This is a genomic window from Haloferax marisrubri (assembly GCF_001469875.2).
Taxonomy (GTDB): Archaea; Halobacteriota; Halobacteria; order Halobacteriales; family Haloferacaceae; genus Haloferax; species Haloferax marisrubri.
This window is the reverse complement of the sequence record NZ_LOPW02000005.1, coordinates 189843-210934: the sequence shown is the minus strand read 5'-3', so window position 1 is coordinate 210934 and position 21092 is coordinate 189843. Positions and strand designations below refer to the sequence as shown.

The window sequence follows — 21092 nt, the reverse complement described above, 5'->3', positions numbered from 1 at the left end:
TCGGAATCTTGTGCTACTCGGATTTCAGTAAATGATTTAGGTGATGCCGTACACGTCACGACCATGGCTGACGAACTGCGGCTCACCATGGAGCGAGTCGGTGAGCGCTTCAACCTCGGCGAGTACGAGATAGACGCGTATCTGGCCGTCCTCGAACACGGACAGTTGACGGCGAGCGAAATCGCCGACCGAACCAGCATCCCCCAGCCGCGGGTGTACGACACGGTCCGGAGCCTGTCGGACCGCGGCCTCGTCGAACTCCGCGAGTCGCGCCCGATGAAAATCGTCGCGGTCGACCCCGACGACGCCTTCGCGAACGTCAAGACCTCGCTGGAGGAACTCATCGAGGAACTGGAGGCGCGCTATACCGCCCCCGCCCGCGACACCGAGGCCGTCTCGCTCGTCAAGTCGCGGTCGACCATCCTCCGCTACATCGAGGAGATTATCGAGGCCGCGGAGTACGAACTCGTGCTCTCTTTGACGCCCGACCTGCTCCGTCGCTTCCGCGACGACCTCGCGGCGGCCATCGACAGCGGCGTCAGCATCGACCTGCTCGTCACGCCCGCCTCCCGCGCGCCCGACCCGGACGAGTTCAACTACCTCGACGTGGCGACCATCGCCCGCGCCCGCCGCGGCATCACCTCGCCCGTCCTCGCGGTCGCCGACGGCGAGTACTCCATCTACGCGACCCAAGACGCCCTCCGCGACGACCGCGACCGCTACGGCGTCATCTTCAACCGCTCCGCGCTCGGCTTCCTCGTCAGCGGCTTCTTCGGGACCGTCCTCTGGAGCACCGCCGAGACCATCGTCGCCAACGGTAAGCGCCGGCCGTTCCCGCGCCGCTACGCCTCTATCCGCCGGGCCGTCAAGGACATCCGCGAGATAGAAGGCGACTTCTACGCCTCCGTCTCCGGCCGCGACATCGAGACGGGCGACCCCATCGTGGTCGAGGGGCGCGTCATCGAGACGGCCTTCGAGGACACGGAGGAGGTCGCGTCGCTCCACATCGAGACCGAGGAGGGCGTCGTCGAGGTCGGCGGGCTGGTCGCCGCGCTCGAAGACGTCGAAGGACAGGAGATTCTGCTCGGCCGCGACGAGGTTCCGAACCGCGACGAAATCGTCTGAAGCCGCACCGTCAGTTTTCGCTCGCGTCTTTTCCGCCCGGCCAGTCCCCGCCAGCGACGGCTACTCGTCGGGGAACTCGTAGACGACCGCGCCGCAGTCCGCACAGCCGAGCACCTCGTGTTCCGGCGAGTCGTACAGCCCCGCGGTGCCGCCGCAGCAGTTGCGCGTCGTCGTCTCCTCGACCGGGCCGCCGCAGTCCGGACAGACCTCGGTGAACATCCGCATCGGCTCCGTGGCCGCGAGCGCGACCATCGGATCGACCTCGCGCTCGACGACCGTGTAGAGCGTCGCCACGTCCGCGATGGCTTGCGGCCGGGAAATCCACACGGACATCGAGGGACCGTCGAGCGAGATGCCGTCGAACTCGGCGTCGACCGTCGCCTCGAACGGGACCGCGTTGGCGACCGCCTCGGCCAGTTCCTCGTCGGTGGTCTTCCGGAGCGTCGCCATCGTCGACTCCCACTCCTCGCGGGCGTCGTCGGCGAGGAACAGGCCGTCTTCCTCTTCGACGAGGACGCCCGCGTTCAGGAGCGTCGAGAGCATCACGTCGGGGTCGACGTTGGCGTCGAGCGACTCCGAGCGGCGGTCGGGAGCCGAGTCCTCGTCGCCGTGGTCGAAGACGCCGGCGAGGCCGAGGGCGGCGACCAACTGCGGCGCGAACGAGGGCGTGCCGGGGACGACGTAGCCTCGGAAGTACACCGAGAGCGCGCCGCCGACGAGGACGACGAGGCCGGCGAACGGCGAGAGCACGCTGACCGCGAGACCGACGACGACGACGAGTGCGACGTTGACGGCGGTACACGGCAGACAGCGGTTCTCGCCGGTGTGTTCCGGGCGCTTGAGTGAGTCGATGACGGACATGGTGTGAAAAGTGGGGCTGTGGGGTGTTTGCGTTCGCGGTGGTCAGTTCGCCGGGGGCGTCTCGACCGTGTCGAGGCGGACCGCCTTCCCCGTCTCCGACGAGCGGTAGATGGCGTCGATGACGCGCTGGACGGCGAGGCCCTGTTCGACCGTGTTGCGGCCGGGGTGTTCACCCTCGGCGACGGCCGCGAGGAACGCCTCCTGTTCGGTCTTGTGGGTGTCGTTGTCCTGCGTCTCAACGTCCGCGGTCGAGAGGTGGTTGCCGCCGCCGACGCCGTCCTCGTAGAACTGGAGGTCGTGGCTCGCGCGGTCGAAGCGCACGCCGCCCTCCGTGCCGCGGAGGAAGAACTCGTCGTTGGTCGGGCGGTTCGTCGCCCACGCGACTTCGAGGGAGATGGTCGTTCCCTCCTCGGTGCGGATGAAGGCGCTCGCGGAGTCGTCCACGTCGAAGGCCTCCGGGCCCACGTCCTCGCCCCACATCTCGACGAAGGTGTAGTCGTCGCGGTCGCCGAACTCCGAGCGGGTGACGCCGGAGACCTCGACGACCTCGGGGAAGTCGAGGAAGTAGAGCGCGAGGTCGATGGCGTGGACGCCGATGTCGATGAGCGACCCGCCGCCCGCGACCTTCTTCGAGGTGAACCACGACCCGCGACCGGGGATGCCGCGGCGGCGGACGTAGTTCGCCTCGACGTGGGTGATGTCGCCGAAGCGGCCCTCCTCGTAGTGGTGGCGGACGACCTCGACGGGGTTGGCAAAGCGGTTGTTGAAGCCGACCATACAGAAGCCGTCGGCCTCCTCGGCCGCCTCGGCGATTCGCTCGGCCGATTCGAGCGAGTGCGCGAGCGGCTTTTCGAGCAGGACGTCGAGGCCGGCGTCGAGCGCGGCGACGGCGTACTCCTCGTGGAAGCGGTTCGGCGTGGTGATGACGACCGCGTCGACCTCCGCGAACAGTTCCGACTTCTCTTCGTAGGTGTTCACGTCGTACTTCTCGGCGAAGCGGCGACGGGCGTCCGCCTGGATGTCGAGGCCGCCGACGAGGGTCGCACCGAGGTCGACGAGGCGGTCTGCGTGGTGGTGTCCGATGTTTCCGAGTCCGACGATGCCGACTCGGACCGATGACGCTGTACTCATGATTCGATGATTAACTACAGGTGGTGTTAAGTTTCACGTTCTTTGGCCTGAATTGCCAGAATCGACCGCGAGCGCCCGGTTAGCCAGCGTTCTCTCCGGTGGAGGAACGCGCGACCGAACCGAGACGAGGCGACGGGCACGGGTCGAGACGGGTTCAGTAGAGCTGTTCTTCGCGCTCCTTGCGCTCTTCCTCGCGCCGCTTTTCTTCCTTCAGCCGGCGTCGCCCGCGGAGGTACTGCTTGCCCTTCGGGATGAACTTGTTCTTCAGGTCGAGCAGGAACGAGACGATGCCGTAGGCCCAGAAGAAAAACAGGACGGTCATCCCGCCGAGGTAGAACAGGCCGAGTTCGTTGACCATAGGTGTGTGATGTCGTGTGGGTTCGATAAGCGTTGTGCGGGCTGTGCGAGTCGCAAGCGGGCGAGCGAGGACGAACCGACGCGGGCCGTGTTACGGCCGCGTCAGTCGTCGCTTTCGGCTTCCGTGCCGGGCGCACCGCTCGTCTGGACTGCCGTCTCGATGCCGTGGCTGATTGCCTCGCCCGTCGCCGTGTCGAAGAGGTGAACGCGAGAGCGGTCGAGGACGACCGTCACGTCCTCGTCCTCCTCGATGTCGGTGTCGGGGGCGACGCTCATCAGCAGTTGGTCGTTGGCGACGCCGCTCGTGTCTTCGAGGTCCGTCTCGGCCGACTCCGAGAGCTTCAGGTAGACGAATATCTCGTCGCCCATCGGTTCGAGCACGTCGGTCACGGCGTCGATGCGGCGGCTGGGGTTCGACACGAGCGCCTCGTCGTCGACGAGGTACACGTCTTCGGGGCGGATACCCATCGTGACGTCCGTACCGGCCTCGATGCCGAGGTCCGCGGGGTCGAACTCCACGTCGATGTTGGTCGACGAGAAGCCGTCGGCCGTGACCTCGCCGTCGAGGAAGTTCATCGACGGCGAGCCGATGAAGCCCGCGACGAACAGGTTCGCCGGCTCGTTGTAACAGACGAGCGGCGGGTCGATCTGCTGGAGCTGACCGGAGTCGATGACCGCGATGCGGTCGGACATCGTCATCGCCTCCGCCTGGTCGTGGGTGACGTAGATGATGGTCGTGTCCAGTTCCTTGTGCAGGCGCTGGAGTTCGGTCCGCATGTGGACCCGGAGCTTCGCGTCGAGGTTCGCGAGCGGCTCGTCCATCAGGAAGACGCCGGGGTTGCGGACGATGGCGCGGGCGATGGCGACGCGCTGTCGCTGCCCGCCGGACATCTCGTCGGGCATGCGTTCGAGCATCCCCTGCAACTGGACGATTTCGGCGGCGCGTTCGACGCGGCGCTCGATTTCCTCCTTGTCGTAGTTGCGGAGGCGGAGCCCGAAGGAGATGTTGTCGTAGACGTCCATGTGGGGGAACAGCGCGATGTTCTGGAACACCATCGCCACCCCGCGGTCCTTCGGCGGGAGGTTCGTCACCTCGCGGTCGCCGATGAACACCTTCCCCTCCGAGGGGATGGTGAGGCCCGCTATCATCTCCATGGTCGTCGACTTACCGCACCCCGACGGACCGACGAGGCAGATGAATTCGCCGTCCTCGATGTCGAGGTTCATGTCGTCGACCGCCGTTACGTCGTCGTAGTGCTTGCTTACGTGTTCGAGTGTTACGTCTCCCATGGTTACTCCTTCAGCGCTCCTGCAGTCAGTCCACTCACGATGCGTTCCTGTGCGATGATGACAAGGATGGCCACGGGTAAGACTCCCACGATGGAAGCGGCGGCCATCAGGTTGTACGGGGTGTCGAACTGCCCCTGATACTTCAGGATACCCGCGACGATGGGTGCCCACGAGTCGGCCTCGCCGTTGTTCATCAGGAACGAGAAGAAGAACTCGTTGTAGACGCTGATGAACGTGAGGACGCCCGCAGTCGCCACGCCGGGTGCCGAAAGCGGCACGATGACGCGGAACAGCGCGCCCAGTCGGGTCGTTCCCTCCACCCGCGCCGCGTCCTCCAACCCGTCGGGAATCTGCCCGTAGAAGGTCGTGAGGATGAATATCGACAGCGGCAGGAACAGCGCGCTGAACGGGAACACCATCGGTGCCGGCGTGTTGAACAGGTCCGGCGTCGATATCGTCACCATCCCGATGCTAATCGCCGTGTTCCCGGTGAACAGCTCGAAAAGCGGGATGAGGAACGCCGCCGGCGGGAAGTAGCTGATGGCGAGGATGCCGAGCATCAGCACGCCCTTCCCGGGGAAGCGGAGGCGACCGAAGACGTACCCCGCGAGGCTGGCGATGAGCAACACGAGCACGGTGGTCGTGATGCCCAGCACGAAACTGTTGAACATGTACAGGTGGAACGGCACCCGCTCGAACATGGCGATGAACACCTCGGGGTTGAACCCCTTCGGCACCAGCCCCATGTTGGCGATGAGGTTGTTCGGCGTCAGCGCCAGCACGAGCAGCCAGTAGAACGGGAACAGCGTCGTGACCAGGAAGAACAGCATCGCGACGTAGAACATCGCGCGGTACACCCGGTCGGGGTTCTTGATGGCCGAGTCGACCCAGCGGCCGAGCGGCCCCTGTTCCGTGTCGGGGTCGTCGGAGCCGATACCGGCTCCGGGAGTTTCGCTTGCCATCTCAGATTCCCTCGCTGGCGAAGTTCACGATGTACACCGAGACCACGACGGCGATGATGCCCGCGGTGACGAACGCCACGGTCGCCGAGGTCCCGTACAGCGGCGTGTTGAACGTCGTGACGACGAGACACGACAGCGACGGGACCGTCTGACAGCCGGCCATGGTCTGGATGATGCCGTAGACGCGCATCGCGTCGATGGTGCGGAACAGCATCGCCACGAGCACCGTCGGCAGGATGAGCGGGAAGGTGATGAGCTTGAACTGCTGCCAGCGCGACGCGCCGGCGACCTTCGCCACGTCGTACAGCGACCGGTCGATACTCTGCATCCCCGCGAGGATGAGAAGCGCCATGAACGCCGAGGTCTTCCACACGTCGGCCACGATGATGAGGAACAGCGCGTCCGCGGTGTTCCGAAGCGGCGTCGTGCCGATGAGCCCGAGTTGGTTCAACAGCGCCGGGTTCTCGCTCGTGCCGACGAGAAAGCCGATGTTCGGCTGGAACATCAGGTACCAGATCATCCCCTGGATGACGATGGGCACGGCCCACGGGATGATGATGGCGACGCGGACCCACCGCCGACCGCGGAAGTCCTGGTCGAGGATGAGCGCCTGACCGAAGCCGATGAGCGTTTCGAACAGCACGCTGAACACGGTGAAGATGAGCGTCACCGCGAGCGCGCTGGAGTAGATGTTCGTGACGAAGGGGAACTCCGAGGTGAACGTCGGGAGGAACTGCGACGGGAGCGCGTAGTTGCGCGCGCCGGTGAACAGGTCCACGTAGTTCTGCAGTCCGACGAACTCGCCGAGTCGCGCGGTCCCCGTCAGTCGGTCGGCGAACAGCGACATGCTGAACGTCGAGACCAGCGGGTAGACGGCGATTACCCCCAAGAGGACGAGCGCGGGCGTCAGGAGCAGGTACGCGAACTGCGTCTCGGAAAGCGACTCCATCCAGTTGACGGCCGAGGCGTACGGGCCGCTCCGCTGGGTGTCGGAAAATGTCTCCCCTGATTGTTGTTCGGTAGCCATGTCAAATGATAACGTGTGTGTTTGTTACGTCTCGGTAAAGACGTTGCTCTACGCGTTCTGCTCGATCTGTTCGAGCTGTGATGCGAGGTCGGACATCGCCTGTTCGGGGGATTTCTCCTGGGCGAACGCGGCGTTGACCTCCTGGGAGATGCGGCCCGACTGCTGCGGCCAGACGACGGTGACCGGGCGCGGAATCGCGTTCTCGCCGGCGACCTTCAGGGCGTCGAGGTAGCGCCCGATGATGGGCACCTCGGCGGCCTGGTCGGATTCGAGCAGCGACGGGCGCGGCGGAATCCAGCCGATGATGCGGAACATGTCGAGCTGGAACTGCTCGCTCTGCATCGTCCGAAGCACCTGCACCGCGGCCTGCTTCTGTGCGTCCGAGGAGTTCGGGTTCATCGTCATGTGCCAGCCACCGAGGGCGGCGACGGGGCCGCCCGTACCCTCGTACATGGCCTCGTCTTCGGTGACGCCGTACGGAATCGGCATGACGCCGAGGTCCTCACCGAAGCCGGTCTGGTCGTTCTCCTCCGACGGCTCCGCGCCGTTGATGACGATGGAGTACGGCCAGTTGCGGTGCATGACCGCGTTGCCCGTCGTGAAGGGCTGTCGGGACGGGTCCTCGGTCCACTGGAGGACCGCCTCGGGCGAGATGCCGCCCGTGATGCCGTCGAGGGCGTACTCGTCGTCCTCGCCGTGGATGAGCGTCCGAACCATCCGAATCGCGTTGATGACCGGCTCCTCTTCGACCGTGATGGGGCGGTCGCCGATGGGGCCGAACAGGTTCTCGCGGCCGCCGAAGTACGCGCCGCCGTACGAGGTCATGAACTCGTTGAAGTCACAGCACGACAGGCCCTCGTAGACGTTCGCCTGGAACGTGAACCCGTTCTCGATGTCGGGGTTGGCGTCGAGCGCCTCCTTCGTGACGCGCGAGAAGTCCTCCCACGACATGGACTCGGTCGCCCACGTCGAGAAGTCCTCGTCGGTGTAGCCCGCGTTTCGGAGCAGGTCCTTTCGGTACTGGACCGTCGGGAAGTCGGGGAACAGCGGCTGGCCGTAGAGGTCGCCGTTCGACCCTTTCGCCGTCGAGACGCTGGCCTCGAAGTACTCCTCTTCGATGGTGGACGTGAGTTCCTCGGGGAGCGACTGCGAGAGGTTCTGCAGTTGATTCCGCGCGATGAACGGAATCGTCCACCCGCTGTCCATCATGAGCAGCGTCGGCTCCGAGCGACCGCCGGAGAGCCACTGCTGGTACTGCGCCTGCCGGTTGTCAGTCACCTGCGACCCGGCGAGGATGTCGATGTCGATGTTCTCCGGGAGGCCGGCGTCACGGAGCGCCTGCACGACGTCCTCTTCGGCGTCGGCGACGCGGGTGTCCGCGGCCCACTGGAGCGTGATTTCCTCGGTCGATTCTTCGGTGTTAATCGGCGTGTCGGTGTCGGTGTCGGTGTCGCCGTTCCCGCCGCCGTTGTCGTCTCCGCCGCCTGTGCTAATGCAGCCTGCCAGCCCGACGGCGACGCCCGATGCGCCGGCCGCCTTCACAAAACTGCGTCGAGAGACGCCAGTACGCTTGCCCTTGCGTGAGTCAGCATCAACCATTACAGTCTGTATTCTACAATTAGTGATTATTTATAGTTTTGGTGCTGGCCACTACCGGTGTTGTAGTAAATTACTTGTCAATAGTCTCGGCAGTCCGAAATTCAATCAGTCGAGAATCTGTAACTATTGTTCGTAAGGATTAGGACCGTCGCCGTTTAGTCTTTACCCGGCGCGGGCCATCTCGGCGTCTTCGGGGCCTCGATTCGCTCGATGTCGTCGTCGCTCAGGTCCACGTCGAGCGCGCCGACGTTCTCTTCGAGATGGTCGAGTCGTCGCGGACCGATGATGGGTGCGTCCACGACGGGCTTGTGGAGGAGCCACGCGAGCGACACCTGCGCGGGAGTGGCGTCTTTCTCCTCGGCGAGCGACCGAATCGCGTCGAGGACGGCCCAGTTCTCGTCGGTGAAGCGGTTCGACGTGTACTCGTCCGAGTTCGCGCGCGTGTCCGCGGGCACCTCGGCGTCGCGCTCGTACTTACCCGTGAGGAACCCGCCCGCGAGCGGCGACCACGGGATGACGCCGACGCCCTCCCCCTCGCAGACCGGGAGCAGGTTCGCCTCCTCGTGGCGGTCGACCGCGTTGTACTCCGGTTGCATGGCGGCGAAGCGTTCGAGGTTCTCCACGTCGGCGGTGTACAGCGCCTTCGTGAACTGGTACGAGGACATCGTGCTCGCGCCGACGTAGCGGACGAGTCCCTCCTCGACGAGGTAGTCGAGCGCCGAGAGCGTCTCCTCGATGGGGACGCCGTCGTCCCAGCGGTGAATCTGATAGAGGTCGATGTAGTCGGTGCCGAGGCGGTCGAGGCTCGCGTGCGCCTGGTCGATGATGTGCTTGCGCGAGAGTCCGGATTTGTTCGGCCCGTCGCCCATCGGGAAGTAGACCTTCGTCGCGATGGCGAGTTCTTCTCGGTCGCGCTCGGCGATGGCCTCGCCGACGATTTCCTCCGACTCCCCGCGGGAGTAGGCGTTCGCCGTGTCGAGGAAGTTGATGCCGGCGTCGAGCGCGCTGTCGAGGAGGTCGAGGCTCGCCTGCCTGTCGTTTATCATCCACTCCGCGCTGGAACCGAAGTTCATACAGCCCAAACAGAGCCGCGAGACTTCGAGGCCGGTGTCGCCCAGGTAGGTGTATTCCATGTCGGTCACACCGGTTCATACACGAACGACAATGATAAGCATGCGCACACTACGGTAGTGAGAGAAACGACCACGGACGCGCGGAGACGTAATCGCTTTACCCACGCCTCCGGAACCCGAGGTGTATGGACGGGCGCACTCGCGAGTACCTCGAAGGTCGCTTCGGCGATTACTACCGGAGCACCGACGTTCCGCTCCCGCCCGCCCCGGGCGAACGTGAGTGGGGCGTCATCCCGTGGTCGGCCGGCGGCACGCGGATGCACCGCCACCAGTCGCTTCTCGACCTCGGCGACCTCTCGGACTACCTCGCCCGGAGCGCGCCCCGGCACGTCTACTTCTCGTCGGCCCGGTTTGCCGACCCCGGCGCGGCCTCGATGGACGACAAGGACTGGCGCGAGGCCGACCTCGTCTTCGACATCGACGCGGACCACCTCCCCGGTATCGACCCCGAGACGACGGGCTACGCCGACATGCTCGACGCCGGGAAGGAGGCCCTGTTGGACCTCCTCGACCTCCTCGAAGACGACTTCGACTTCGAGGAGATGCAGGCGGTGTTCTCCGGCGGCCGCGGCTACCACGTCCACGTGCGCGACGAGTCGGTCCGCGGCCTCGACAGCGAGGCCCGCCGCGAGATAGTCGACTACATCCGCGCCATCGACCTCGACTTCGACGCGCTCATCGAGACGCGACAGCACGGGACGACGACCCAGCGCGTCCTCCGGACCGAAGGCGGGTGGGGCCGACGGACTCACCGACGACTCCTCGAATTCGTGGACGCGCTGTTGGAGATGGAAGAAGACGCCGCGCTCTCGCGGCTGAAGGAACTCGACGGCATCGGCGACGGGCGCGCGAAGACGATTCTCGGCGCGTTCCGCAACAACCCCGACGCCGTCCGCGAGGGCAACGTCGAGGCCGGCGGCCCGGGCGTCCGGACGCTGGTCGAGGCGCTCGCCCACGAGACCGTCGAAGACGAGACTTCGCCGATAGACGAACCGGTGACGACCGACACGAAGCGGCTGATTCGGCTCCCCAAGAGCCTCCACGGCGGGTCAGGGCTCGTCGTCGAACCGCTCGACCGCGACGAAATCGACGACTTCGACCCCCTTTCAGACGCGGTCCCGGACCGCTTCCGCGGCCGCGACATCGCCGTGAAAGTGACCGACCCCGGCGAGGTCGAGTTCGACGGCGATAGCTTTACACTCGACTCCGGCGTGCAGTCAGTAGACGAGAGCCTCGGCGTGTTTCTCATGACTCGCGGTCGAGCCGAGAAGGTGACAGAATGAACGTAGACGACCTCAGGAGCGTGCTTCGGACGGAGCGACAGAAAGACAGCCTACAGCACCTCCGCGAGTCGTTTTACGAGGACGTCGCGGAGTTCATCGCCGAGCAGAAGGCGAAACGCGAGGAGAAGGCCGAACAGCTCGGCACCCACTACTCGCCGGAGATTCGGCGGCTCACGGACGAAATCGAGACCGCGGAGGAGGTCGTCACCTCCATCTACGAGCGCCGCGTCGGCAAGGTCGTCAAGGCCGCGAGCTTCGCGGCCGCGGGGATGTCCTCCGAGACGGACGGGCTGACCCACGAGGAAAAGCGGCTGTTCGACGACCTCGTCGACCGCATCGAGGAGAACCGCGGCACGGTGCTCTCCGCGCTCGAAGACGTGTCGGCCGCCGACTCCCCGAAGGACGGCGTTTCGGCGACCGACGTGACGACCGCGGAACCGGACGCCGGCGTTCCCGGTGTCGAATCGACGCCCGCGACGTCGCCCCCGGACGCAGTTGACGATTCCGGGCCGGCGATTCCGCCGGACGAACCCGACCCGGAGACCGCGCCGACCGGCACCGGAACCGACGACGCGGCCGCGGGCGACGTGCTCGCGGACGCGATGGGCGGCGGAACCGGCGACGGCACCTCGAACGCGCAATCGACGCCCCAACCGGACGCCGACCGACCGGCCACCGAGGCCGACGCGGTCTCCGCGGAGTCCGGCCCTGCGGACTCCGGCCCCGCGATTCCGCCGGACGAACCCGACCCGGCCGCGACCCCGTCAGCGGGCGACACCGACACGGTGGAACCGTCCGACGACGACCCGCTCGCCGGCCTCGCCGACGAGCGCGAGACGGTGCGTATCACCGCCGACGTGGGGACCATCCTCGGCGTCGACGAGCGCGAGTACGACCTCGCCACCGAGGACGTGGTGACGCTCCCGGCGGCCAACGCCGACCCGCTGGTCGAACGCGGCGCGGCCGAGAAACTCGACTGAGAAAGACCCTTCTGCCCGCCGCCTGAACTGGTGGCTATGCTCGAACCCGGCGACGACGCCCCCGACTTCGAACTCCCCGACCAGCACGGCGACCTCGTCTCGCTGTCCGACTTCCGCGGCGAACACGTCGTGGTCTACTTCTACCCGCGCGCCGACACGCCGGGGTGTACCACCGAGGCCTGCGGCTTCCGCGACTCGTGGGACGAGTTCGAAGACCGCGACGCGACGGTTCTCGGCATCAGCGACGACCCCGTCTCGGACCTCGACTCGTTCGCCGAGAAGTACGACCTCCCGTTCACGCTCCTGTCGGACGAAGACGGGAGCGTCTCGTCGGCGTACGACTCCTACGGCGAGAAGAACATGTTCGGCAAGACGTTCGACGGCGTCTTCCGCAACTCGTATCTCGTCGGTCCCGACGGGACCATCGAACGGGTCTACGAGGGCGTCTCGCCCGACGGCCACGCCGACGAAATCCTCGCGGACCTCGACGGCTAAGCAGGCGGACGGTCAGACACCCGCCTCTCCTCGCGCCGAATCGATAACTACCGACCGAGTACATTCTTTACAAACGACGAGAGACACACCGCATTTCCGGTGAAATAAACGTAGAACTCGTTGATTATTTCGTATCCCGAGAACCGCGTACCACTACGTAGCAGATGGGAGTGATATGAACGTGACGGTCGCGCTGTCGCGCCGGACGGGTGGCGGGGAGAACAATCGCCGTCGCTCAGTGGCTGGGACGCGTTCGAAAAACGTCTGAAGGGGCGTTACGAGGCGCTTACTGGAAGGTGCGACCGACTTCCGTCTCGCGGTCGCGTTCGACCTCGCTCTTCTGGAAGCGCTCTTCGATTTCCTCGTAGCGGCGGCGCACGTCGTCGGTGACGCTCGCGCCGATTTCGTCGAGGGCGTTCTCGAAGTGCTCCATCGTCACGCGGACGTTCCCGACGCTCTCGCCGATGTCCTCCTTTTCGACGCTGCGGATGAACTCGCGGGAGGCGTTCATCGACGCCTCGCGGGCGAGCGCTTCGAGGTCGGCACCGACGTAGCCGTCGGTCTTCGACGCGATTTTATCGAGGTTCACGTCGTCCGCGAGCGGCTTTTCGCGGGTGTGCACGTCGAGGATGGCGCGGCGGGCGTCCTCGTCGGGGACGGGCACGTGGACGTGGCGGTCGAGGCGGCCGGGGCGCAGGAGCGCCGAGTCGATGAGGTCCGGCCGGTTGGTCGTCGCGATGACGACCACGTCTTCGAGCGCTTCGAGGCCGTCGAGTTCGGTGAGCAGTTGGGAGACGACGCGCTCGGTGACGCCCGAACTCGACGAGTCGCGCCCGCGCTCGGTCGCGATGGAGTCGATTTCGTCGAAGAACACCACCGTCGGGGCGTTCTCGCGGGCCTTCTTGAACACCTCGCGAACGCCCTTTTCGGACTCGCCGACGAACTTGTTCAGGAGTTCGGGGCCCTTGATGGAGATGAAGTTCGACTCCGCCTCGTTGGCGACGGCCTTCGCCAGCAGGGTCTTCCCCGTGCCCGGCGGGCCGTACATCAAGACGCCTTTGGCGGCGTCCATGTCCATCTGCTGGAACACCTCGGGGTATTCGAGGGGCCACTGGATGGTCTCGCGGAGGCGTTCCTTGGTGGGTTCGAGTCCGCCCACGTCCTCCCAGGTCACGTCGGGGACCTCGACGAACACCTCGCGGAGCGCCGAGGGCTCGATGCTCTTGAGCGCCTGTCTGAAGTCGTCTTCCGTGACTTTGAGCCCTTCGAGCACCTCGGCGTCTATCTCCTCGGCGTCGAGATCGAGCTGCGGCCGGATGCGCCGCAGGGCGTGCATCGCCGACTCCTTCGCCAGCGATTCGAGGTCCGCCCCGACGAAGCCGTGAGTGCTGTCGGCGTAGGCGTCGAGGTCCACGTCGTCGGTCAGCGGCATGTTCCGCGTGTGGACCTGCATGATCTCCTTGCGTCCGTCGCGGTCCGGCACGCCGATTTCGATTTCGCGGTCGAAGCGGCCGCCGCGGCGGAGCGCGTTGTCGATGGCGTCCACGCGGTTGGTCGCGCCGATGACGACGACCTCGCCGCGCTCGTCGAGCCCGTCCATGAGCGACAGTAGTTGGGCGACGACGCGGCGTTCCACGTCACCGCCGGCCTCGCTACGCTTGGGCGCGATGGAGTCTATCTCGTCGATGAAGACGATGGCGGGCGAGTTCTCCGTGGCCTCCTCGAAGATTTCGCGGAGCTGTTCTTCGGACTCCCCGTAGTACTTCGACATGATCTCCGGGCCGGAGATGGTGTGGAACGAGGCGTCGATTTCGTTGGCGACGGCCTTCGCGATGAGAGTCTTCCCCGTGCCCGGCGGGCCGTGCAGGAGGACACCCTTCGGCGGCTCGATGCCGAGGCGCTTGAACAGCTCGGGGTGGCGCATCGGGAGTTCGATCATCTCTCGGACCTGTTCGAGCTCCTTGTCGAGGCCGCCGATGTCCTCGTAAGTGACGGAGGGGCCGCCGTCGTCGCCCGGCGCGGAGTCCGCAATCTGCTCGGCGGGCTTCTGGCTCACCTGGAACTCGGTGTTGTCGGTGACGACGACGGTCCCGTCGGGGTCCGTCGAGGCGATTTTGATGGGTACCGACTGGTTCGACGCGCTCATGAAGCCGAAGCCGAGCGGGAGTTGGACGCTCTGGCCCTTCGACACGGGCTGTCCGGAGAGCTTGTCGCGGATGTAGGTCCCGATGTTGCCGCCGATGCGGAGGTTCTGCGGGAGCGCGATGGTGACGCGCTTCGCGGGTTTCACGTCGGCTTTCTCCACGTCCACGCGGTCGTCGATGCCGACGCCGGCCTGCTGTCGGAGGCGACCGTCGATACGGATGATGCCGGTGCCCTGGTCTTCGGGGTAGCCGGGCCAGACGCGAGCGATGGCGGTCCCGTCGTTCGGACCGTCGATGCGGATGAAATCCCCGCCTTCGAGGTCGAGTTCCGCGGCCGCGGCTCGGTCGATGGCTGCGAGTCCGCGCCCGGCGTCCTTCTGCTTGAGGGGTTTGACGATGAGTTTCATTTACTTGGTGAGGGTGATGGTGAGCACGCCGTTTCGAACCGCCACGTCGGCGTCGCCGCCGGCGGGGAGTTCGAACTCCGTCTCGGTCACGCGGTCGCCGGTGTCGGCCACGACGATGGCCGTCGACCCGACGATGTCCACGTCGACCTCGTCTTCCGAGAGGCCCACGTCGGCCGCGATGACCCAGCTGTCTTCGTATTCGTACCGGCGAATGAACCGCTCGTTCCCGCCGGCGAACTGTTGCATGCTCATGATAAGTCTAACCCAAGGTTAGCGTTTTAAGTATATAAATCTTTCTCCGACGAATCGGGTGACGACACCGATATGCCGCATTTCGGTTGAATTGCGGTTCACAGTCGTCACGCCTCACCGTGCTATTCGCGGCGGAGTAACGTCAAACTAGTGGCCACGGCAGTCGCTCGCACGGTCGGCGCGGCGAACCACGGGCGAAAACTCGGTGCCGGCGTGGGGGTTTATTGGCTCGCGGCGACCAGTTTCGAGGCATGGAGACGGCTTCGGTGGACCACCACGGACGGGAGACAGCCTATCGATACCGCGACGCGGGCGGAGAGGGACCGACGGTCCTCTGTGTCCACGGGAGCGGCGGCGCACACGGCGTCTGGCGCGGCCAGTTCCGCCTCGCGGGAGACTACCCGGTCGCCGCGCTCGACTTGAGCGGCCACGGCGACAGCGACGACGTGGACGCCGACATCGGCTACGAGACGCTATCAGCCTACGTCGACGACGTGGTCGCCGTGGCAGAGGAGACCGACGCGAGCGTCCTCGTCGGCAACTCCCTCGGCGGCGCGGTCGTCCTGACGCTCGCGCTCGAACGTGACCTCGACCTCGACGCCCTGGTCCTCGCGGGCACGGGCGCGAAACTCGCCGTGCTCTCGGACCTGCTGAATTGGCTCGACGACGACTTCGACCGCGCCGTCTCCTTCCTCCACGGCGAGGACAAACTGTTCCACACCGACGACGAGCGACTCGCCGAGGGCTCCAAAGCGGCGATGTACGACGCCGGACAGGCCGTCACCCGCCGCGACTTCCGGTCGTGCCACACCTTCGACGTGCGCGACGAAGTCGGGGAGATCTCGGTTCCGACGCTCGCGCTCGTCGGCGAGTACGACCGCCTCACGCCGCTTTCGTACCACGAGTACCTCGCGGAGACGATGCCCGACTGCGAACTCGGGACAATCGAGGACGCCGCGCACCTCGCGATGCTCGAACGACCGGCGGCGTTCAACGAGGCCGTGAAGTCGTTCCTCGACCGCCGCGTCGCGTGAGCTGAAACCGCGCGGATACGGACGCGAACGTCCTCAGTACAGTTCGTCGAGGTCGTCTTCGACGTGGCTGTGTTCGTCGGCCGGGAACTCGCCGGCCTCGACGGCGTCCCGGTACGCGCCGACCGCCTTCTCCATCTCGGATTTTACGTCTCCGAACTGGGCCGCGAAGGGCGGGGTGCGGTCGCTCATCCCGACCACGTCGTCGACGACGAGCACCTGCCCGTCGCAGTCGGGGCCCGCGCCGATGCCGATAGTCGGGATGTCGATGGCCGCCGTGACCTGTTTTGCGAGGTTCGCCGGGACGTGTTCGAGGACGAGCGAGAACGCGCCCGCGTCGGCGTGGGCCTCCGCGAGGGCGAGAATCTCCTGTGCGTCGTCGCGGTCGGTGCCCTGCCTGCCGTAGCCGACCTCCTTGACGCGCTGGGGGGTCAGACCGAGATGGGCCATCACGGGGATGCCGAGGCGGACGAGGTGTTCGGTCAACTCGACGGTATGAGGGCCGCACTCCAGTTTGACCGCGTCGGCGTCGGCCTCCTTGAGCATCCGGCCGCAGTGTTCGACGCTCGACGCCTCGTCCACGCCGACCGAAAGGAACGGCATGTCGGCGACGACGAGGGCGTCGTCGGTCGCGCGCGCCACCGCGGCGGTCCGACTCGCCACGTCCTCGACGGTCACCGGGAGCGTCGAGTCGTAGCCGAGCGCCGTGTTGCCCATGCTGTCGCCGACGAGGATGACGTCGATGCCCGCCTCGTCGACGACGCTCGCGGTCGGCGCGTCGTACGCCGTGAGCATCGTGATGGGCTCGCTACCAGCCTTCGCCCGAATGGACCGTACCGTGACCATGCGTGCCGTTCGCGCGTCCGGGTTATCAGCCTTATCAGCCAGCCCCCGCGCACCGCCGGAGGGTCGGTCGCCGCGCCCGAGTTCCCCGACCTTCCCCCGAAGTAACACTTTACTCCGGGGAACGCGGCTGTGCGAACGACGCATGCCCGCTTTGTCCCCCTCCGGACGCCGCTCGGCCCGCGGCATCTCGCCGGTCGTCGGCGTCTCGCTCCTCGTCGTCATCGTCGTCCTCCTCGCCGCGATGGTCGGCGTGATGGTGATGGGATTCGAGGACGTGCTCTCCGAGCCCCAACCACAGGTGTCGTTCGACGTGGACTACCACCCGTCCGGGCCTGATAACGGCGCGAACGGCGCGTACATCAACATCACCCACGAGTTCGGGAGCATCGAAGACGGCAGTCGGGTGTTCGTCGTCGACGACGCCAACAACCGCATCGCGTGGGAGGACGTGTGGACCGGCGGCGAGACGGTCGGCCCCGCGGGCGAGTACGCCCACATCGACGGTGCCGGCTCCGACAGCGCGCTGAATCCCATCTGTGAGGCGGGCCAGCGCTACCGGGTCGTCATCGAACACGAGGACGGGTCGTCGAGCATTCTCGTCGACTACGAGATTCCGACCGAACCGACCTCGAAGAGCGACGCCTGCTGAGCGCCCGGGGCCGTGCATCGGGCGCAGGCGGCGCGAACGCGAACCGGCACGCATTAGCCGCCGCCGTGATACTGCTACCCGTGCAACCAGTCGAGCGCTCGAATCCGGACGGCGTCGATTACGGGTGGGTCATGCAGATGACCTTCGTCACGACGATTCTCGTCGGGTCGCCCATCGTCGCGGTCCTCTCCGTCAACGCCGGCCTCCAGACGTGGGGCGCGCGCGCCGAGTTCGCGATTCGCGTCGGCGCAGTCATCTGGTTCGTGACCGCCGTCGCCCTGTTCGTCTACGCCAAGCGGACCAACGCGGGCGACGGCGGAACGCCCCCCGAAGCGGAGCTGGACACCGACATCGACCCGGAGGACTGAGGCCGAAGCGACCGAAGCGACCGAAGCGGCTGAACCAACCGAGGCGACGCCGGGGCGAGGTCACAGTCGCCCCCGCGACGGCGCTCGCTCCCGGAAACTCTTTCACACGATACGGCGACGTTCTCGTATGATAGACGAGACCATCGAGGAGATTCGCGAGATGCAGACGCACAGCTCCTCGGTCGTCGCCGTCAAGGCCACGCGGGCGCTCGCGGAACTGACCGAGCGCGACTACGCGACCGTCGAGGAGTTCGAACGCGACCTCGAACGGAACGTCGGCGCGCTCAAGCGGGCGAACCCGTCGCACGCGTCGTTGTACAACGCCCTGCAGGACGTGCTTCACAGCGTCCAAGGCGAGGTCGACGACCTCGACGAGGCGCGGGAACTCACCCTCGCGACCATCGACCGCGTGGTCGAGACCGTCGAGACGGGCAAGCGCCGCGCGGCCCAGGAGGCGGCCGCGACCATCGAGGACGGCCAGACGTTCCTCACCCACGACTACTCCTCGACGGTCATGGAGGCCGTCGAAATCGCCGTCGCAGACGGCGCGGAACTCACCGCCTACGTGACGGAGGCCCGCCCGCGCTTCCTCGGCCGGAAGTTCGCGCGCGAACTCGCCGCCATCGACGAGGTCGAACCGCACCTGATGGTCGACGGCGCGTCGGGGATGTTCCTCCCGAAGTGCGACCGCGTCATCATCGGCATGGACTGCATCGTCGAGGAGACGCTCTACAACCGCATCGGGACGTTCCCGCTCGTCGCCGCCGCCAACGAGGTCGGCGTGCCGGTCACGGTCGTCGGCTCGGGCGCGAAGGTCGTCGACGGCGGCTTCCGCTTCGAAAACGAGATTCGCTCGCCCAGCGAGGTCATGCTCGAACCCGTCGAGGGCATCGAACTGGAGAACCCCGCCTACGACGCCACGCCGGTGGACCTCATCGACGAGGTCATCACCGACGAGGGCGTCATCGAGTTCTGAGCGGGCGGCGAGTCGCCCGCGGTCCGGTTCAATTTCGTTCCGTTCGACCCGTCAGCCGAGGCTCACCCACTCGCCGGTCTCGTCGGAGCGCTCGATGGCGTCGAGCACCTCTTGGACCTCGTAGGCGTCCTCGAACGAGGGCGAGAAGTCGCCGCCCTCGGCGACCGCCGACAGGAACTCGTAGTTCTCGTGGACGAACGTGTGCTCCCAGCCGAGGACGTGGCCCGGCGGCCACCAGTGGTCGAGGTAGGGGTCGTCCTCGTCGGTGACGAGCACCGTCTCGTAGCCGCGGGCGTCGCCGGTCTTTACCTCCAGTTCGTTGAGGCGTTCGAGCGAGAACTGCAGGCTCCCCTCGGAGCCGTGAATCTCGATGGTGTGGTCGTTCTTGTGGCCGTCGGCGAAGCGCGAGGCCTCGAAGTTCCCGACCGCGCCGTTTCCGAACTCGGCCTGCGCGGTGTAGGCGTCGTCGACGGTCACGGGCTTGTACTCGTCCCCACCGGGGACGGGCCGCTCGTCGACGAACGTCTGGAGGTGGCCGGAGATGCGTTCGATGTCGCCCGCGGCGTCGCAGACGAGGAAGCGCGCGAGGTCGACCGTGTGCGCGCCGAGGTCTCCGAGCGCACCGGAGCCGGCGAGTTCCGCATCGTTCCGCCACGACCACGGCGCTTCGGGGTCGACGAGCCAGTCCTGCAGGTAGCGCCCGCGGACGTGTCGAATCTCGCCGAGTTCACCGTCCTCGATGAGTCCCTTCGCGTACCGGATGGCGGGGACGAAACGGTAGTTGAACGCACAGCCGGCGACGCCGTCGGCCGCGCGGGCGGCGTCGCGCATCGTTTCGGCCTCGTCGAGCGTGGGCGCGAGCGGCTTCTCGCAGAAGACGCTGGCACCGGCTTCGAGCGCGGCGATAGAGGGCTCGGCGTGGAGGTGGTTCGGGCCGAGGTTGTAGAACACGTCCACGTCGTCGACCACGTCGCGCCAGTCGGTGGCGGTCGATTCGAAGCCGAAGCGGTCGGCGGCGTCGGCGAGCGCCTCCTCGTCGCGGCCGACGATGACCGAGCGCTCCACGTCGGGCGCGTCGGGGAAGAACATCGGCAGGCGAGCGAGCGCGTTGGAGTGCGCCTTGCCCATGAAGCGGTAGCCGAGGACGCCGACGGAAAGTTTGTCAGTCATGAATTACTCCGCCCAGTAGGCTTCGCCGGGTTGCGTCTCGAAGACAGCGCGCGAGAGCACGTCGACGGCCTTTTCCAGACCCTCCTTGGACGACGTGAGCGCGTCCTCGTGTTCGATGGAGAGCGCGCCCTCGTAGCCGACCATCCGGAGCGTCGAGACCACGTCCTTCCAGTGGCCCTCGTCGTGGCCGTAGCCGATAGAGCGGAACAGCCACGAGCGGTCGGCGGTGTCCGCGTAGGAGGCCGTGTCGAGGACGCCCTTGATGCGCGACTCGGACTCGTACACCTTCGTGTCCTTCGCGTGGAAGTGGTGGATGGCGTCCTCCTCGCCGAGGAACCGAATCGCGTCGGTGATGGAGATGTCCTGCCAGTAGAGGTGCGAGGGGTCGAAGTTCGCGCCGATGCGCTCGTTGGTCGCCTCGCGGAGCTTCAGCATGCCCGTCGGCTCGTAGACGAGCATGTTCGGGTGCATCTCGATGGCGATGTCCACGCCGTGGTCGTCGGCGAACGCGGCGAGGTCGGACCAGTAGTCGACGGCGACCTCCCACTGGTAGTCGTGGGCGTCGGCGTGCTCGGTCGGCCACGGCGCAGTAATCCAGTTCGGTACCTCGTCGTTCGGGCCGCCGGCGGGGAGCCCAGAGAAACAGGTGACGGTGTTCACGTCGAGGGCGTCCGCGAGTTCGATGGCCTCGCGGAGTTCGGTGTCGGCCTCGGCGGCCGTCTCCTCGACGGGGTGCAGCGGGTTGTTGTGCGTCGCGAGCGCGCTGATTTGCAGGTCTCGGCTCTCGACCGAATCGAGCAGGTCGGCCTGCGCGTCCTCGTCCGCGAGGACGGCGCTTCGGTCGACGTGGTCTTCGCCGGGCCAGCCGCCGACGGCGAGTTCGACGCCGTCGACGCCGACGCCGGACAGATAATCGAGCGCGTCGTCGAGGGGTTCGTCTCCGAGCGGGACAGTGAGCACTCCGATGTACATATCAACCACATATACTAGGAAGTGAATAAAAATT

General features: G+C 66.3%; 21 protein-coding genes. 8 read left to right on the top strand and 13 right to left on the bottom strand.

Features of this window, described 5'->3' with window-relative positions:
• Nucleotides 1-63 precede the first annotated feature (63 nt).
• Nucleotides 64-1125 carry an HTH-type sugar sensing transcriptional regulator TrmB gene (gene trmB / locus AUR65_RS05540; RefSeq protein WP_004974690.1) on the top strand — a complete coding sequence of 354 codons (1062 nt, stop codon included), beginning with the start codon at nucleotides 64-66 and terminating at the stop codon, nucleotides 1123-1125.
• A gap of 60 nt (nucleotides 1126-1185) precedes the next feature.
• On the opposite strand, the gene AUR65_RS05535 is transcribed toward trmB, so the two are convergent.
• From AUR65_RS05535 to AUR65_RS05500, 8 genes are all read right to left on the bottom strand, one after another.
• On the bottom strand, nucleotides 1186-1986 hold the full coding sequence (locus AUR65_RS05535; RefSeq protein ID WP_058569065.1) for a hypothetical protein: 801 nt from the start codon (nucleotides 1984-1986) through the stop codon (nucleotides 1186-1188).
• A 42-nt stretch (nucleotides 1987-2028) separates the two neighbouring features.
• A complete protein-coding gene (locus AUR65_RS05530) occupies nucleotides 2029-3117 on the bottom strand; it encodes a Gfo/Idh/MocA family protein (RefSeq protein ID WP_058569064.1) in 1089 nt (362 codons plus the stop codon).
• Nucleotides 3118-3271: 154 nt separating this feature from the next.
• Nucleotides 3272-3475, bottom strand: coding sequence for a hypothetical protein (locus AUR65_RS05525; protein WP_004042869.1), 204 nt, complete (start codon nucleotides 3473-3475; stop codon nucleotides 3272-3274).
• Between the two features lie 101 nt (nucleotides 3476-3576).
• The gene (locus AUR65_RS05520; protein WP_058569063.1) at nucleotides 3577-4764 is read right to left on the bottom strand and encodes an ABC transporter ATP-binding protein; all 1188 of its coding nucleotides are present in this window, start codon (nucleotides 4762-4764) and stop codon (nucleotides 3577-3579) included.
• A 2-nt stretch (nucleotides 4765-4766) separates the two neighbouring features.
• Nucleotides 4767-5726: a carbohydrate ABC transporter permease gene (locus AUR65_RS05515; RefSeq protein WP_058569062.1), complete on the bottom strand. Its 960-nt coding sequence runs from the start codon at nucleotides 5724-5726 to the stop codon at nucleotides 4767-4769.
• A 1-nt stretch (nucleotide 5727) separates the two neighbouring features.
• Nucleotides 5728-6675 carry a carbohydrate ABC transporter permease gene (locus tag AUR65_RS05510; RefSeq protein ID WP_058569139.1) on the bottom strand — a complete coding sequence of 316 codons (948 nt, stop codon included), beginning with the start codon at nucleotides 6673-6675 and terminating at the stop codon, nucleotides 5728-5730.
• Between the two features lie 126 nt (nucleotides 6676-6801).
• A complete protein-coding gene (locus AUR65_RS05505; RefSeq protein WP_146047386.1) occupies nucleotides 6802-8352 on the bottom strand; it encodes a substrate-binding domain-containing protein in 1551 nt (516 codons plus the stop codon).
• 155 nt (nucleotides 8353-8507) lie between these two features.
• Nucleotides 8508-9485, bottom strand: a complete 978-nt coding sequence (locus AUR65_RS05500; protein WP_084816548.1) for an aldo/keto reductase — start codon at nucleotides 9483-9485, stop codon at nucleotides 8508-8510.
• Nucleotides 9486-9610: 125 nt separating this feature from the next.
• On the opposite strand from AUR65_RS05500, the gene priS reads away from it, so the two are divergent.
• From priS to bcp, 3 genes are read left to right on the top strand one after another with little or no spacing between them, the layout of a single operon-like run.
• Nucleotides 9611-10768, top strand: a complete 1158-nt coding sequence (gene priS, locus AUR65_RS05495) for a DNA primase small subunit PriS (protein ID WP_058569059.1) — start codon at nucleotides 9611-9613, stop codon at nucleotides 10766-10768.
• Nucleotides 10765-11748, top strand: a complete 984-nt coding sequence (locus tag AUR65_RS05490) for a DNA replication complex subunit Gins51 (protein ID WP_058569058.1) — start codon at nucleotides 10765-10767, stop codon at nucleotides 11746-11748. Before priS ends, AUR65_RS05490 begins: the two co-directional genes overlap by 4 nt.
• Nucleotides 11749-11784: 36 nt before the next feature.
• Nucleotides 11785-12243, top strand: a complete 459-nt coding sequence (bcp, locus tag AUR65_RS05485; RefSeq protein WP_058569057.1) for a thioredoxin-dependent thiol peroxidase — start codon at nucleotides 11785-11787, stop codon at nucleotides 12241-12243.
• A gap of 286 nt (nucleotides 12244-12529) precedes the next feature.
• On the opposite strand, the gene AUR65_RS05480 is transcribed toward bcp, so the two are convergent.
• Both AUR65_RS05480 and AUR65_RS05475 read right to left on the bottom strand, forming a co-directional pair.
• Nucleotides 12530-14794, bottom strand: a complete 2265-nt coding sequence (locus tag AUR65_RS05480; protein ID WP_058569056.1) for a CDC48 family AAA ATPase — start codon at nucleotides 14792-14794, stop codon at nucleotides 12530-12532.
• The gene (locus AUR65_RS05475; protein ID WP_004042888.1) at nucleotides 14795-15046 is read right to left on the bottom strand and encodes an Hsp20/alpha crystallin family protein; all 252 of its coding nucleotides are present in this window, start codon (nucleotides 15044-15046) and stop codon (nucleotides 14795-14797) included.
• A gap of 251 nt (nucleotides 15047-15297) precedes the next feature.
• Between AUR65_RS05475 and AUR65_RS05470 the strand changes: the two genes are divergently transcribed.
• A complete protein-coding gene (locus AUR65_RS05470) occupies nucleotides 15298-16080 on the top strand; it encodes an alpha/beta fold hydrolase (protein ID WP_058569055.1) in 783 nt (260 codons plus the stop codon).
• A gap of 33 nt (nucleotides 16081-16113) precedes the next feature.
• Here the strand turns inward: AUR65_RS05470 and panB are convergent, their stop codons facing one another.
• Nucleotides 16114-16923: a 3-methyl-2-oxobutanoate hydroxymethyltransferase gene (gene panB / locus AUR65_RS05465; protein ID WP_058569054.1), complete on the bottom strand. Its 810-nt coding sequence runs from the start codon at nucleotides 16921-16923 to the stop codon at nucleotides 16114-16116.
• Nucleotides 16924-17065: 142 nt separating this feature from the next.
• On the opposite strand from panB, the gene AUR65_RS05460 reads away from it, so the two are divergent.
• The 3 genes from AUR65_RS05460 (at nucleotide 17066) to AUR65_RS05450 (ending at nucleotide 18916) form a co-directional block, all read left to right on the top strand.
• Entirely contained in the window at nucleotides 17066-17572 is a 507-nt protein-coding gene (locus AUR65_RS05460; RefSeq protein ID WP_058569053.1) for a type IV pilin, read from the top strand.
• A 131-nt stretch (nucleotides 17573-17703) separates the two neighbouring features.
• Nucleotides 17704-17940 carry a DUF5822 domain-containing protein gene (locus tag AUR65_RS05455; RefSeq protein ID WP_058569138.1) on the top strand — a complete coding sequence of 79 codons (237 nt, stop codon included), beginning with the start codon at nucleotides 17704-17706 and terminating at the stop codon, nucleotides 17938-17940.
• 127 nt (nucleotides 17941-18067) lie between these two features.
• Nucleotides 18068-18916 carry a translation initiation factor eIF-2B gene (locus tag AUR65_RS05450; protein ID WP_058569052.1) on the top strand — a complete coding sequence of 283 codons (849 nt, stop codon included), beginning with the start codon at nucleotides 18068-18070 and terminating at the stop codon, nucleotides 18914-18916.
• A 51-nt stretch (nucleotides 18917-18967) separates the two neighbouring features.
• Here AUR65_RS05450 and AUR65_RS05445 read toward each other — a convergent pair whose 3' ends face one another.
• Together AUR65_RS05445 and AUR65_RS05440 are read right to left on the bottom strand one after the other, a co-directional pair.
• Entirely contained in the window at nucleotides 18968-20086 is a 1119-nt protein-coding gene (locus tag AUR65_RS05445; RefSeq protein WP_058569051.1) for a Gfo/Idh/MocA family protein, read from the bottom strand.
• 3 nt (nucleotides 20087-20089) lie between these two features.
• Entirely contained in the window at nucleotides 20090-21058 is a 969-nt protein-coding gene (locus AUR65_RS05440; RefSeq protein WP_058569050.1) for a sugar phosphate isomerase/epimerase family protein, read from the bottom strand.
• Between the last annotated feature and the right edge of the window lie 34 nt (nucleotides 21059-21092).